Origin of the sequence: Rhizobium sp. 3T7 (genome assembly GCF_020166565.1) — a bacterium.
Classification (GTDB): domain Bacteria; phylum Pseudomonadota; class Alphaproteobacteria; order Rhizobiales; family Rhizobiaceae; genus Rhizobium.
Map to the genome: position 1 here is coordinate 480066 of NZ_JAIQXS010000001.1, position 13245 is coordinate 493310.

The following is a 13245-nucleotide window of genomic DNA, read 5'->3' on the forward strand; positions in this document are numbered from 1 at the left end:
AAAAAGCCGGCGCGAGGCCGGCTTTCCCTTTCTGATGTTGCTAGAACTTATGCCGCGCGGCGGATCAGGATGTGCTTCTTCTTGCCGAGCGAGAGCTTGATGACGCCATCGGCGGTGATCTCGCCGCTGCCGACAACCTTGCGCTCGTCGCTGACAGCCTGATCGTTGATGCGCACCGCACCGCCCTGAACGTGACGACGGGCCTCGCCATTCGAGGCGGCAAGGCCGGCGCGGACGATCAGCGACAGCAGACCGATGCCACCGTCGAGCTCGGCAGCCGGCACCTCGACCGACGGAAGGTTTTCGGCAAGGCCACCTTCCTCGAAGGTCTTGCGGGCGGTTTCGGCGGCCTGTTCGCCCGCCGCGCGGCCATGCAGGATCGCGGTGACCTCAGTCGCCAAGATCTTCTTGACCTCGTTGATCTCGGAGCCGGCGAGCGCCGAGAGGCGTGCGACCTCGTCCATCGGCAACGTCGTGTAGAGCTTCAGGAAGCGCGAGACGTCGGCGTCTTCGGTGTTGCGCCAGTACTGCCAGAAATCATAGGCCGAGAGCATGTCGGCGTTGAGCCAGACGGCGCCGGTCGCGGACTTGCCCATCTTGGCACCCGAAGACGTCGTCAGCAGCGGCGAGGTGAGGGCGTAGAGCTGTTGCGTCCCCATGCGGTGACCGAGGTCGATACCGTTGACGATGTTGCCCCACTGGTCGGAACCGCCCATCTGCAGACGGCAGTCGTAGCGCTTGGCGAGCTCGACGAAGTCGTAGGCCTGCAGGATCATGTAGTTGAATTCGAGGAACGACAGCGACTGCTCGCGATCAAGCCGCATCTTGACGCTGTCGAAGGACAGCATGCGGTTGACCGAGAAATGCCGGCCGACATCTCGTAGAAACTCCAGGTAGTTGATGGAACGCAGCCACTCGGCGTTGTTGATCATCAGTGCATCTTTGGGACCTTCGCCGTAGGTCAAATAGTTTGAGAAGACCCGCTTGATCGAAGCAATGTTGTTCTCGATGGTATCGATCGTCATCAGCTGGCGGGCTTCGTCCTTGAAGGAGGGGTCACCGACCATGCCTGTGCCACCGCCCATCAGTGAAATAGCGCGGTGACCAGTTGCCTGCAGCCAGTGCAGCATCATGATCTGGATGAGCGAACCCGCATGCAGGCTGGGCGCAGTCGGGTCGAAGCCGATATAGGCCGTTACCGTTTCCTTGGCGAAGAGTTCGTCGAGGCCCGATTCATCGGAGATCTGATGAATGAAGCCGCGCTCTTTCAGCGTACGGAGGAAATCGGATTTGAACTCGGACATGACCTTTTGCTCTCGGGTGCGGATTTTCGGATTGGCTATTGTTGAAGTGACGCGGCGCGTTTAGCACTGTTTTGCCAAACAGTCACCATTTGGCAGGAATCTTCCAGCGAGGCGTCATGGAGAAGATCAGGACCGCGATCGGCTTGATGAGCGGAACATCGATGGACGGTATCGACGTGGCGCTGCTACGTACCGATGGCCGGGCCGTCGTCGAGCGCGGGCCGTTTCTCGGCGTTCCCTATGAGCCAGCCTTCCGTGATCGGTTGAAGCTGGTACTGGAGCAAGCGAAGACCATTACCCAACGTGAGCAAAGGCCGGGTGATCTCGCCGCGATCGAGTGTGAACTGACGTTACGTCATGTAGTTGCCGTCAGGGAATTTCTGGCTGCGAATACGCTCGATACGGCTTCGATCGATGTCATCGGCTTTCACGGGCAGACGGTGCTGCACCGTCCGGACGAGGCGCTGACGGTGCAGATCGGCGATGGGGCGCTGTTGGCGCGCGAGACGGGCATTCCGGTGGCCTTCGATCTGCGTGTCAACGACATGGTGCATGGTGGCCAGGGTGCGCCACTGGTTCCGGTCTATCATGCAGCACTTGCCGCCAACGTCACGAACGCGGCTTTGCCGGTCTGCTTTGTCAATATCGGCGGGATTTCCAACCTGACCTATATCGGCGCGGACGGTCTCATCGTCGGATACGATAGCGGGCCTGGGAATACGCTGATTGACCAGTGGGTGGAGACGCATGCGGGCGTACCGTTCGATCAGGGCGGCATGATTGCCTCGGAAGGTCGGATTGTCGCGGAACTGGCGGATCGATATTTGAACAGCCCGTTCTTTACCACGGAGAAACGACGCTCACTCGACCGCAATGACTTTCCGCCACCATCGGGAGCAGATGCAGAACTTGCCGACGGTGCGCGCACGCTTGCTTACGTCGCTGCCGCTTCGATCATCAAGTCCGCCGGTCACCTCCCGGTGACGCCGACGCTTTATGTCGTTTGCGGTGGCGGTCGCCTCAATCGCGTGCTGATGCAGGATTTGAAAGACATTGCTCATGGCGCGAAGGTGATAACGGCGGAGGAGGCGGGCTTCAACGGCGACTCCATGGAGGCCGAAGCCTGGGCCTATCTGGCGGTGAGGTCGTTGGATGGCCTGCCGTTGACGTTTCCGGGGACGACGGGTGTGCATGCGCCTGTCAGCGGCGGTGTCGTGGTGAAACCGTGATGCAACAGGTCATTCTGGAGACACCGCGCCTGGTCGCGGTCATGTGGGACCCTGACGATGCGGGTCTGCTCCAGGAGCTTCACTCGACGATCGAGACGACGCGATATCTTTCGGGTGCTGCTCCGTGGTCGCGTGAAAAGGCTGAGGAGCGGTTGCGCGGCTGGTTCGGCGAGCAGGCGCGGGACGCAACCACGAAATACAAATCTCAGTCGCGATGACGGCCGCTTCATTGGCCGCGCGGGGTTCTCGCTATTTGGCGGCGAACGGCAGGATTTCGAACTCGACTATTCGCTTCGGCAGCAGGAATGGGGCAAGGGCTATGCGACGGAGATTGCCGGCGGGCTTGCCGATTGGTTCTTTGGACGGAACTTCGCGCAACAGTTCATCGCGTTCACCCATCCGGACAATGCCGCATCCCAGCATGTCCTAACGAAAATCGGCATGCGAAGCCGCATGCCAATGATCATCGACGGATTGTCTTGCCCGACGTTCGAATTGACCGCCGGGATGCGGTCAGCCTAGCGGATGCGCTTGGCGGCTGGCTCCGGCACCAGTTCGCCATTCAGGCGGCGATCGAGGTAGTCCTCGCACTCGCTCATCAGGGTCTCGACCTGGCCGTTGAAGAAGTGGTTGGCACCGGGCACCGTGCGGTGCGTGATCAAGATGCCCTTCTGCGTCTTCAGCTTCTCGACCAGGCCGTTTACATCCTTCTCGGGCGCGACCTTGTCGGCTTCGCCATTGATGATGAGGCCGGAAGACGGGCAGGGCGCAAGGAACGAGAAGTCATAGGTGTTCGGCTGCGGCGCGATCGACATGAAGCCTTCGATTTCAGGACGACGCATCAGGAGCTGCATGCCGATCCACGATCCGAAGGAATAGCCGGCAACCCAGCACGTCTTCGAATCGGGATGCAGGCTCTGCACCCAGTCGAGCGCGGAGGCGGCATCCGAAAGCTCGCCGGCGCCGTGGTCGAACTCACCCTGGCTGCGGCCGATTCCCCGGAAGTTGAAGCGCAATGTCGTGAACCCGCGCTTCTGGAACATGTAGAAGAGCTGGTAGACGATCTGGTTGTTCATCGTGCCACCGAACTGGGGATGCGGGTGCAGAATGAGGGCAATCGGCGCGCTTTTTTCCTTGGAGGGCTGGTAGCGGCCTTCAAGGCGGCCTGCGGGGCCGTTGAAAATGACTTCGGGCATCGGTACTCCGGCGTTTATTTCTTCGCGTTCACGCTGCGCAGACTTGACGAACGTTGTCAGCTTTTCTAAAACGCAGTTTAGAACAATTCGAAACTTGCATGGCGATCCACGCATTGTGGGATGTGTCATAAGGCAAGCCCGGCCGAAATTTCAAGGAAAATGAGCCGAGGCGTCGTGCAAGCTTAAAGCGCAGGACAAAGATCATGGCGCCGCCACGCCTTTATCTCGATTGGAACGCGACTTCGCCGCTGCATCCGCATGCGCGCGACGCGGTTCTGCGTGCGATGGATCTGTTCGGCAATCCGAATTCGGTGCATGGCGAGGGCCGGGCTGTCCGCGCAGCCATAGAAAGTGCGCGGCGCCAAGTGGCAACGCTTGCGGGCGCCGATCCTGCGCATGTGATCTTCACGAGCGGCGCCACCGAGGCGGCCAATATGGTGCTGACGCCGGAATTTAGGATGGGGCGGACGTCGCTGGCAATCGGTCAGCTCTATTATTCCGCGGTTGAGCATCCTGCAGTTCGCGAAGGTGGGCGGTTCCCGAAGGAACGGACGACGGAAATTCCGGTGACAGAGGCGGGCGTCGTCGATCTCGATGCGCTTGGCGCCCTGCTTGCGGCGCATAACAAGGCGACCGGGCTGGCGATGGTCGCGGTCATGCTGGTCAACAACGAGACCGGTATCGTTCAGCCGATCGCTGACGTTGCGAAAATCGTGCAGGCGCATGGTGGCCTGCTTGTCGTCGATGCGGTGCAGGCGGCCGGTCGTTTTAAGCTCGATACCAACGCGCTTGGCGCCGACTTCATGATCGTCTCATCGCATAAGATCGGCGGCCCGAAAGGCGCCGGTGCGCTGATCACCCGTGGCGAAGTCCTGATGCCGCGGCCGCTGATCCATGGCGGCGGCCAGGAGAAGGGTCACCGCTCGGGGACAGAGAATTCGCTTTCGGTGATTGGCTTCGGCGCTGCTGCCGACGCAGCTGTTGCGGAATTAGATGCGCGCAATGAAGCCGCGTCGGCTCTACGTGATCGACTGGAAACCGGAATGCGAGGCGCTGCGCCTGACGTGGTCATCTACGGCGCCGAAGGCCAACGTGTTTCGAACACGACTTTTTTCACGCTTCCAGGGCTGAAGGCCGAGACTGGCCAGATCGCCTTCGATCTCGAAGGTGTGGCGCTCTCTGCCGGGTCCGCCTGCTCGTCCGGCAAGGTCGGCGAAAGCCATGTTCTGGTTGCCATGGGGCGTGACCCCAAGCTCGGTGCTTTGCGCATTTCGTTGGGCTTTGCAACGACCGAGGACGAGATCGACAAGGCGATTTCGGTCTTTGCGAAAATAGCCGCTCGGCGCAAGCTGGCCGGGCAGGCGGCGTGACCGCTTCATAAATTTGCGGAAACGCAATTTTCCGCTTGCCATTCGGGCTGAAAAGTCCCTTTTGGCCACCTACATACGGGGCAAACGATACTGCCCGAACGACAAGCTGCCGGACCTTTTCTCCGGCGAGATTGGAGAATGACATGCCCGCCGTCCAGGAAACGGTTGATCGCGTCCGCGAGATTGACGTCGATCAGTATAAATACGGTTTCGAGACCATCATCGAAATGGACAAGGCACCCAAGGGCCTGTCCGAAGACATCATCCGGTTCATTTCCGCCAAGAAGCAGGAGCCGGAATGGATGCTCGAATGGCGTCTCGAGGCCTACAAGCGTTGGCTGACGCTGGAAGAACCCACCTGGGCGCGCGTCGACTATCCGAAGATCGATTTCAACGACATCTACTACTACGCCGCGCCGAAAAGCACGCCTGGCCCGAAGTCGCTTGACGAAGTCGATCCTGAAATTCTCAAGGTCTACGAAAAGCTCGGTATTCCGCTCAAGGAGCAGGAAATCCTGGCTGGTGTCGAGAGGCCGAAGATCGCCGTCGATGCCGTCTTCGATTCTGTTTCCGTCGTCACGACCTTCAAGGAAGAGCTGAAGAAGGCCGGCGTGATCTTCATGTCGATCTCGGAGGCAATCCGCGAGCATCCGGAATTGGTGCAGAAATATCTGGGCTCCGTCGTTCCGACGACCGACAATTATTATGCGACGCTGAACTCGGCCGTCTTTACCGATGGTTCGTTCGTGTTCGTTCCGAAGGGCGTTCGCTGCCCAATGGAGCTGTCCACCTACTTCCGCATTAACGAGAAGAACACCGGCCAGTTCGAGCGCACGCTGATCATCGCCGAGGAAGGTGCATACGTTTCCTACCTCGAAGGCTGCACCGCGCCGCAGCGCGATGAAAACCAGCTGCATGCCGCCGTCGTTGAGCTCGTTGCTCACGATGATGCCGAGATCAAATATTCGACCGTTCAGAACTGGTATCCAGGCGATGCCCAGGGCAAGGGCGGCATCTACAACTTCGTCACCAAGCGTGGCGATTGCCGTGGCGACCGGTCGAAGATCTCCTGGACGCAGGTCGAGACCGGTTCCGCGATCACCTGGAAGTACCCGTCCTGCATCTTGCGCGGTGATGACAGCCGCGGCGAGTTCTACTCGATCGCCGTCTCGAACGGCCACCAGCAGGTCGACAGCGGCACGAAGATGATCCACCTCGGCAAGAATACGTCGAGCCGCATCATCTCCAAGGGTATTGCGGCCGGCGTATCGCAGAACACCTACCGCGGCCAGGTATCGGCGCACCGCAAGGCGTCCAACGCTCGCAACTTCACCCAGTGCGATTCGCTGCTGATCGGCGACAAGTGCGGCGCCCATACGGTTCCGTATATCGAGGCGAGGAACTCCACGGCGCAGTTCGAGCACGAGGCAACCACCTCGAAGATCTCGGAAGACCAGCTTTTCTATTGCCTGCAGCGCGGCATCCCAGAGGAAGCGGCGATCGCGCTGATCGTCAATGGCTTCGTCAAGGAAGTCCTGCAGGAGCTACCGATGGAATTCGCCGTCGAGGCGCAGAAGCTTATCAGCATCTCGCTCGAAGGCAGCGTCGGCTGACGCAATACGACATGAATGCGCGAGGGCGCGCGGATCGCGCCTTTCTCCGATTGCTTTTTATGGGACAAAACCATGCTTGAAATTAAGAACCTGCACGCCCGCATCGCTGAAGACGGCACCGAGATCATTCGCGGACTGAACCTCACGGTGAAGGCCGGTGAAGTTGCTGCCATCATGGGTCCGAACGGCTCCGGCAAGTCGACACTTTCATACGTCCTGTCGGGGCGCGAAGACTACGAAGTCACTGAAGGCGACATCCTTTACAACGGCGAGAGCATCCTGGAACTAGACGCTGCCGAGCGTGCGGCCAAGGGCATCTTCCTGGCCTTCCAATATCCGGTCGAAATTCCGGGCGTGGCCACCATGCAGTTCCTCAAGGTTGCGATGAACGAACAGCGCAAGGCGCGCGGCGAAGAAGAGCTGAAGACCCCCGACTTCATGCGCCTCGTCAAGGACGCTGCCGGCAAGCTGCAGATCAACACCGAAATGCTGAAGCGCCCGCTGAACGTTGGCTTCTCGGGTGGTGAGAAGAAGCGCGCCGAAATCCTGCAAATGGCGCTGCTGCAGCCGCAGCTTTGCGTACTTGACGAGACGGACTCCGGTCTCGACATCGACGCGCTGAAGATCGTTGCCGATGGCGTCAACGCGCTGCGTTCGCCGGATCGCGCCGTCGTCGTCATCACGCACTACCAGCGTCTGCTCGACTACATCGTTCCGGATACCGTTCACGTTCTCTACAAGGGGCAGGTGATCAAGTCGGGCGACAAGACGCTGGCGCATGAGCTGGAAGCCAACGGCTACGCCGACATCATCGGTGCGGCAGCCTGATTTAGGCGGAAAGGACGGGTCTCATGAACATGCAGACGACGAGCCGCCAGACCGCCGTGGAAGCGGCGCTCATCGAGGCTTTCAACAACCAGGTCGGCGAGCTACCGGGAGACGGTTCGGTCATCGCCATCCGGGACAGGCTGCTTGACGACCTGAAGAAGGCCGGCCTGCCGACGCGCCGCATCGAGGCCTGGCACTATACTGATCTCAAGACGCTGTTGCGCGCCATTCCGGAACAGGCCGGCGACGCTGGCTCGGAAGCCCGCGACCCGCTGGTTGAAGAATCCTCGGTTCTTTCGGTTATTCAGGGTGTGCCGGATCTCAAGGCTTCGGTCGATGGCCTCGATATTTCGAGCTATGCGGCTCAGCTTTCAAACGGCACGGCTGCCACCGGCCTCGGCGCATTCGGCAGTGATGACGCGATCGGCCGCATCAACGGCAGCTTCGTGCGGGATGGCTACGTCATTGACGTCGCCGCTGAAACTGCGCTTGAGGAACCGCTAGAAATCCAGTTCGTTCATGCTGGCGGCCAAACGCATACCCGCCTGCCGATTAGCTTCGGCGCAAACGTGAAAGCGACGGTCATCGAACGTCACCTTGCGGTGACCTCCGAGGCCGCTTTCGTGTCGCACGTCAGTGACATCACGGTTGGAGAAGGTACGGAGCTCACCTGGATCATTATCCAGCAGCAGGGGGCAGAGGATACGCACCTCGGCCAGATCCGGGTCGATCTCGGTGCCGATGCCAAGCTGAAGCTTTTCGTTATCAATGCCGGCGGTAAGCTCGTTCGCCAGGAGCTGCACATCAAGGTAACGGGCGAGGGCGCCGATCTGACGCTTCGCGGCATCAACCTGCTTGGCGGTGAAACGCATACGGACGTTACCATGGTTCTCGGCCATAACGTTCCGCATACGGGCTCCACGGAAGTGATCCGCAACGTCGTCTTCGACCGCGCCAAGGGCGTCTTCCAAGGCATGATCCGCGTTGCTCCGGACGCGCAAAAGACCGACGCCAAGATGGCTTGCAATACGCTTCTGATGTCCGACGACGCCGAATTTTCGGTGAAGCCGGAACTGGAGATCTTCGCTGACGACGTTCAGTGCGGTCACGGCGCGACCGTTGCCGACATTGACGACAACCATCTCTACTACATGATGGCGCGCGGCATTCCGGAGAACAAGGCGCGCGCAATGCTCGTCAACGCCTTCGTTGCCGAGATCGTTGAAGAACTGGAAGACGAAGCGCTGGTCGCGTCGCTGGAAGGCGTCATCTCGGCCTGGCTCGAAAAGCACGCCTGATCGGATAGCGTCATGGACAAGATAGTTCCGGCCACCACATACGACGTCGAAGCCATTCGCAAGGATTTTCCGATCCTTGCGAGGGAAGTCTACGGCAAGCCGCTGGTCTATCTGGACAACGGCGCCTCCGCTCAGAAGCCGCAGGCAGTCATAGACGCGATTTCGCACGCCTATTCGAACGAATATGCGAACGTTCACCGTGGTCTGCATTTCCTTTCGAACGCTGCGACCGACGCATATGAGGGCGCGCGCGAAAAGGTCCGGCGCTTCCTGAACGCGCCCGATGTCAACGACATCGTGTTCACGAAGTCTTCGACCGAGGCAATCAACACGGTCGCCCATGGCTGGGGCATGCCGAAGCTTGGAGAGGGCGACGAGATCGTCATCTCGATCATGGAGCATCACTCCAACATCGTGCCGTGGCATTTCATCCGCGAACGGCAGGGCGCCAAGCTGGTATGGGTGCCTGTTGATGACGAGGGCGCCTTCCATATCGAGGACTTCGAGAGAAGCCTGACCGACCGCACCAAGCTCGTCGCCATCACGCATATGTCGAATGCGCTCGGCACGGTGGTTCCGGTGAAGGAGATCTGCCGCATCGCGCACGGGCGCGGCATTCCGGTTCTGGTCGACGGGTCACAGGGCGCCGTCCATATGCCTGTCGACGTGCAGGACATCGATTGCGACTGGTACGTGATGACCGGCCACAAGCTCTATGGCCCGTCCGGGATCGGTGTGCTCTACGGCAAGAAAGAGCGGCTTCGCGAGATGCGGCCCTTCCAGGGCGGTGGCGAAATGATCTTCGAGGTGACGGAAGATACCGTGACCTATAATGATCCGCCGCATCGCTTCGAAGCCGGGACGCCGCCGATCGTGCAGGCGATCGGGCTCGGCTACGCGCTCGACTACATGGAGAAGGTTGGCCGCGAGGCGATCGCGCGCCATGAGGCGGATCTTGCCACTTACGCCGCGCAGCGCCTGCAGGCGGTGAATTCGCTGCGCGTTTTCGGCACCGCGCCGGGCAAGGGCGGCATCTTCTCCTTCGAGCTTGCTGGTCTGCATGCGCATGATGTGTCGATGGTGATCGACCGTCAGGGGGTTGCGGTGCGCGCGGGAACCCATTGCGCCATGCCGCTCTTGAAACGCTTCGGCGTCACCTCCACATGCCGGGCGTCCTTCGGGATGTACAATACACGCGCCGAGGTCGACGCCTTGGCCGATGCGCTGGAATATGCGCGCAAGTTCTTTGCTTAAGGAGTGTCCGTATGAGCCTGGACGAAAGCGAACAGAAGATCGACGTGCGCGAAGGCATCGTGCATTCCAGCATTCCGGCCGATGAACTGGCGCGCCTCAGCGATGATGTGATTTCGGCGCTCAAGACGGTCTATGATCCTGAGATTCCTGCCGATATCTTCGAGCTCGGGCTGATCTACAAGATCGACATCGAAGACGACCGCATGGTGAAGATCATGATGACGCTGACGGCGCCCGGCTGCCCGGTCGCCGGAGAGATGCCCGGCTGGGTCGAAAATGCTGTCGGTGCGGTCGAGGGCGTATCCGGCGTCGCGGTCGAAATGACCTTCGATCCGCCGTGGACACCGGACCGAATGTCGGAAGAGGCGCAGGTCGCCGTCGGCTGGTACTAGCATGATCCCGGAAAGTTGCAGACTTTTCGGACAGGATCATACGGCAGGCTGGTATTGATCGGTTAAGCTGCTGGCACTACATTTGAATCGTGAAACGCCGGACCTTGAATCCGCGCGCGGAAGGAGAAGAAGCCGATGGGCTTTGCAGTAATGAGTATGACGGAAGCCGCCGCGAACCGCGTGAAAGCGATCCTCGAAAACTCCGGACCGGAGGCCAAGGGCATTCGCGTCGGGATCAAGAAGGGCGGCTGCGCAGGGATGGAGTATACCATCGACCTCGTGACGGAACCGAATGCGAAGGACGACCTGATCGAGCGCGATGGCGCGAAGGTTTGGGTCGAACCGTCCGCCGTGCTCTACCTTCTCGGCACCGAAATGGGCTTTGAGAGCACAACGCTACGCTCCGGTTTCACCTTTACCAATCCAAACCAGACGTCAGCCTGCGGCTGTGGCGAATCCGTCGAGTTGAAGCCAGCGGACCTCGCGGCGCTTGCCGCCCAAGGCAACGCCGTCATACCGGCACACTGATTGTCACAATCCCCTGAATTGTTGATGAGGCCGCCGGCTTTGGCGGCTTTTTGTTTTACCTCGTCGCGACTGCCCTTTAAGGCCCGGTACGGAGGGCCCGTGAAACGCGCCAGCGGAAGGGAATCGACGAAAGAATGCTACTGCTGTTCCTGAAAGGCGCTCTGCTGGGCGTCATCATCACCGCGCCACTTGGGCCGATCGGGATGCTGTGCATCAACCGCACGCTCGAGCGCGGTTTTCTGGCAGGCTTCTCTTGCGGGTTCGGGACGGCGGTCGGCGACGCCAGTTACGCCCTTGTCGCGGTAACCGGCATTGCCGTTTTTGAAGAGTTGATGTCGGCCGCCACCCTGCCATTGGCATTCGGCGGAGGGCTGCTATTGCTCGGGCTCGGCTATCGCGGATTGACCCACGATCCAGTTCAGGCCGCAGATGTGAGGGCAAGCGGACTTATCGGCACGACGCTGGCGACCTTCCTGCTTACGATCTCCAACCCGGCGACCATCCTCTCCTTCGGCGCTCTCTTTGCCGGTTTTGGGCTGACAGAGGAGACACGGCGTTTCAGCTCGGCAGTCATCGTTGGTGGAGTATTCTGCGGATCACTTGGCTGGTGGTTCTTTCTAAGCAGCGCGGTGAACCTTGCTAGGGAAAAACTGCCCAAGGATTTCACAACGAAGGTCGCGCGAGGAACGAGCTATCTTCTGATCCTTTTCGGGTTTGTCGCACTCGCCTCAGCAGTCTACTCGCTACTTTAAAGCGTCATGGCAGGGCGCTTGATCCTGCGTGCCGTTGTGGCCGCGCAGAGCGAATCTGTCAGCCTTGGCAGCGTGATCTATACCTATGTGTAGTGCAGGGTAGGTTGACCGGTTGGCGCTTCCTGAATAGGTTCATTTGCGAACGGGCTGCATCGCACGATGCGCTTCGCAAAGGCCCCTTCGAAGAGTTGTCCAGCGCCAACGGTGCTGGTGCGGCATCGACAAGAAAAGCCACTTCAAACGAGTTTTGCAGGCCGCATGGTTGCATGCGCAGCCAGAGCTGACGCGCGCCTGCTTTGCGGACAATTCAACGCTCAGGGAGCACTGATCATGATGATGAACAGACGGACATTCTCAGCAGCACTCGTCGCAGGCGCGGCAGCTTCCCTCATCTCTACCCGTGGTATCGCCGCGCCTGCTGCCCCGGTGAAAGCGCGAAACGTCGTTTTGGCACACGGACTGTTTGCCGATGGTTCCTGCTGGACCGAGGTCATTGCTCGGCTGCAGGCTGCGGGGCTCAATGCGACGGCCGTGCAGAATCCTCTAACGACACTGCCCGAAGCCGTCGCCTCCGTGCAGCGCGTACTCGACCGACAAGATGGTCCGACGGTTCTGGTCGGGCATTCGTTCTCCGGCATGTTGGTTACCGAAGCGGGGGTGCATCCGAGCGTATCGGCGCTTGTTTATGTGGCCGCGCGTGCGCCTGACGCCGGCGAAGACTATACGGCCCTTGCCAAGACATTTCCGACACCGCCGGCTTCAGCGGGCATCGTCTTCGATGGAGACGAGGGACGACTGACCGAAGCGGCATTCCTGCGTGATTTCGCCGGAGATCTCCCTGAGGCGAAGGCGAAAGTGCTCTATGCGGTGCAGGAACCGTTCCACAAGGCGCTTCTCGCGGGTAAGACGACACAGGCTGCATGGCGCTCGAAGCCCAGTTGGTATGCCGTGTCGACCGAAGATCGAACGATCGATCCCGACCTCGAGCGCTTCATGGCCAAGCGGATGGGCGCCAAGACCGTCGAACTGAAATCGAGCCATCTGTCACTGATTTCGCACCCGGACGCCATTGCCAGCTTGATCCTGGAAGCCGCAGGGCAGCAGAGGGCATAGCAGAAATCTCCACTGCTCGGTCTTTACGCCGACACAATGAAAGCCCGCCCGAGCGGGCGAGCGGTCAGCTCTTGATGTCGATGCCGGCCTCGACAGCGGCGGCTATGAAGGCTTTGCGAGCGTCGTCGTTGGTGCGTTTGCCCTTGATGACGTCGGCGCACACCAATAATGCCTTGTCGAGTGCCGGACCGTCTTCGGTCGGCCAATCCTCGATCATCGCCCAGGAGGCGGCCTGTGTGGTTGCGATGGTCACGTATTTGCCCGGCACTTCAAGAGCGAGCAGAACCGGCCTTGGCCACGGAGCCTGCGTCACAGAATCGCTGTCGTCTTTTGGCATTGCGCGCAGACCTTCATTCTCAGATATTCGT

At 60.1% G+C, this 13245-nt stretch carries 13 protein-coding genes and 1 pseudogene; 11 read left to right on the top strand and 3 right to left on the bottom strand.

All coding sequences use genetic code 11. From position 1 onward, the window contains the following. Positions 1-47: 47 nt before the first annotated feature. A complete protein-coding gene (gene tyrS / locus K9B32_RS02375) occupies positions 48-1304 on the bottom strand; it encodes a tyrosine--tRNA ligase (RefSeq protein WP_224560282.1) in 1257 nt (418 codons plus the stop codon). 116 nt (positions 1305-1420) lie between these two features. On the opposite strand from tyrS, the gene K9B32_RS02380 reads away from it, so the two are divergent. Both K9B32_RS02380 and K9B32_RS02385 read left to right on the top strand, forming a co-directional pair. Next, positions 1421-2533, top strand: coding sequence for an anhydro-N-acetylmuramic acid kinase (locus tag K9B32_RS02380; protein WP_224560283.1), 1113 nt, complete (start codon positions 1421-1423; stop codon positions 2531-2533). Beyond that, positions 2533-3055, top strand: a pseudogene (locus tag K9B32_RS02385) (GNAT family N-acetyltransferase). The gene K9B32_RS02380 and the pseudogene K9B32_RS02385 overlap by 1 nt, the downstream one beginning before the upstream one ends. On the opposite strand, the gene K9B32_RS02390 reads toward K9B32_RS02385, so the two are convergent. Beyond that, positions 3052-3729: an alpha/beta hydrolase gene (locus K9B32_RS02390; RefSeq protein WP_007789602.1), complete on the bottom strand. Its 678-nt coding sequence runs from the start codon at positions 3727-3729 to the stop codon at positions 3052-3054. The pseudogene K9B32_RS02385 and the gene K9B32_RS02390 sit on opposite strands and share 4 nt — an antisense overlap. A gap of 203 nt (positions 3730-3932) precedes the next feature. Here K9B32_RS02390 and K9B32_RS02395 point away from each other — a divergent pair, with 203 nt between their 5' ends. The 9 genes from K9B32_RS02395 to K9B32_RS02435 all read left to right on the top strand — a co-directional run bounded on the left by K9B32_RS02395 (position 3933) and on the right by K9B32_RS02435 (position 12877). Further along, entirely contained in the window at positions 3933-5099 is a 1167-nt protein-coding gene (locus tag K9B32_RS02395) for a cysteine desulfurase family protein (RefSeq protein ID WP_224560284.1), read from the top strand. 143 nt (positions 5100-5242) lie between these two features. Then, complete coding sequence (gene sufB, locus K9B32_RS02400; RefSeq protein ID WP_224560285.1) at positions 5243-6712, top strand: Fe-S cluster assembly protein SufB; 1470 nt, start codon at positions 5243-5245, stop codon at positions 6710-6712. Positions 6713-6784: 72 nt separating this feature from the next. Beyond that, positions 6785-7540, top strand: a complete 756-nt coding sequence (gene sufC, locus K9B32_RS02405; protein ID WP_088694461.1) for a Fe-S cluster assembly ATPase SufC — start codon at positions 6785-6787, stop codon at positions 7538-7540. A 23-nt stretch (positions 7541-7563) separates the two neighbouring features. Then, positions 7564-8838 carry a Fe-S cluster assembly protein SufD gene (sufD, locus tag K9B32_RS02410; protein ID WP_224560286.1) on the top strand — a complete coding sequence of 425 codons (1275 nt, stop codon included), beginning with the start codon at positions 7564-7566 and terminating at the stop codon, positions 8836-8838. 12 nt (positions 8839-8850) lie between these two features. Continuing rightward, positions 8851-10092 carry a cysteine desulfurase gene (locus tag K9B32_RS02415; RefSeq protein WP_224560287.1) on the top strand — a complete coding sequence of 414 codons (1242 nt, stop codon included), beginning with the start codon at positions 8851-8853 and terminating at the stop codon, positions 10090-10092. An 11-nt stretch (positions 10093-10103) separates the two neighbouring features. Then, the gene (locus K9B32_RS02420; RefSeq protein WP_224560288.1) at positions 10104-10484 is read left to right on the top strand and encodes an SUF system Fe-S cluster assembly protein; all 381 of its coding nucleotides are present in this window, start codon (positions 10104-10106) and stop codon (positions 10482-10484) included. A gap of 135 nt (positions 10485-10619) precedes the next feature. After that, positions 10620-11012: a Fe-S cluster assembly scaffold SufA gene (sufA, locus tag K9B32_RS02425; RefSeq protein ID WP_224560289.1), complete on the top strand. Its 393-nt coding sequence runs from the start codon at positions 10620-10622 to the stop codon at positions 11010-11012. Positions 11013-11146: 134 nt separating this feature from the next. After that, positions 11147-11764 (top strand): LysE family transporter, encoded by a 618-nt coding sequence (locus K9B32_RS02430; protein ID WP_224560290.1) that lies wholly within the window; start codon positions 11147-11149, stop codon positions 11762-11764. Positions 11765-12094: 330 nt separating this feature from the next. After that, positions 12095-12877: an alpha/beta fold hydrolase gene (locus tag K9B32_RS02435; protein WP_224560291.1), complete on the top strand. Its 783-nt coding sequence runs from the start codon at positions 12095-12097 to the stop codon at positions 12875-12877. A gap of 64 nt (positions 12878-12941) precedes the next feature. Here the strand turns inward: K9B32_RS02435 and K9B32_RS02440 are convergent, their stop codons facing one another. Continuing rightward, positions 12942-13214 carry a DUF982 domain-containing protein gene (locus K9B32_RS02440; RefSeq protein ID WP_224560292.1) on the bottom strand — a complete coding sequence of 91 codons (273 nt, stop codon included), beginning with the start codon at positions 13212-13214 and terminating at the stop codon, positions 12942-12944. Between the last annotated feature and the right edge of the window lie 31 nt (positions 13215-13245).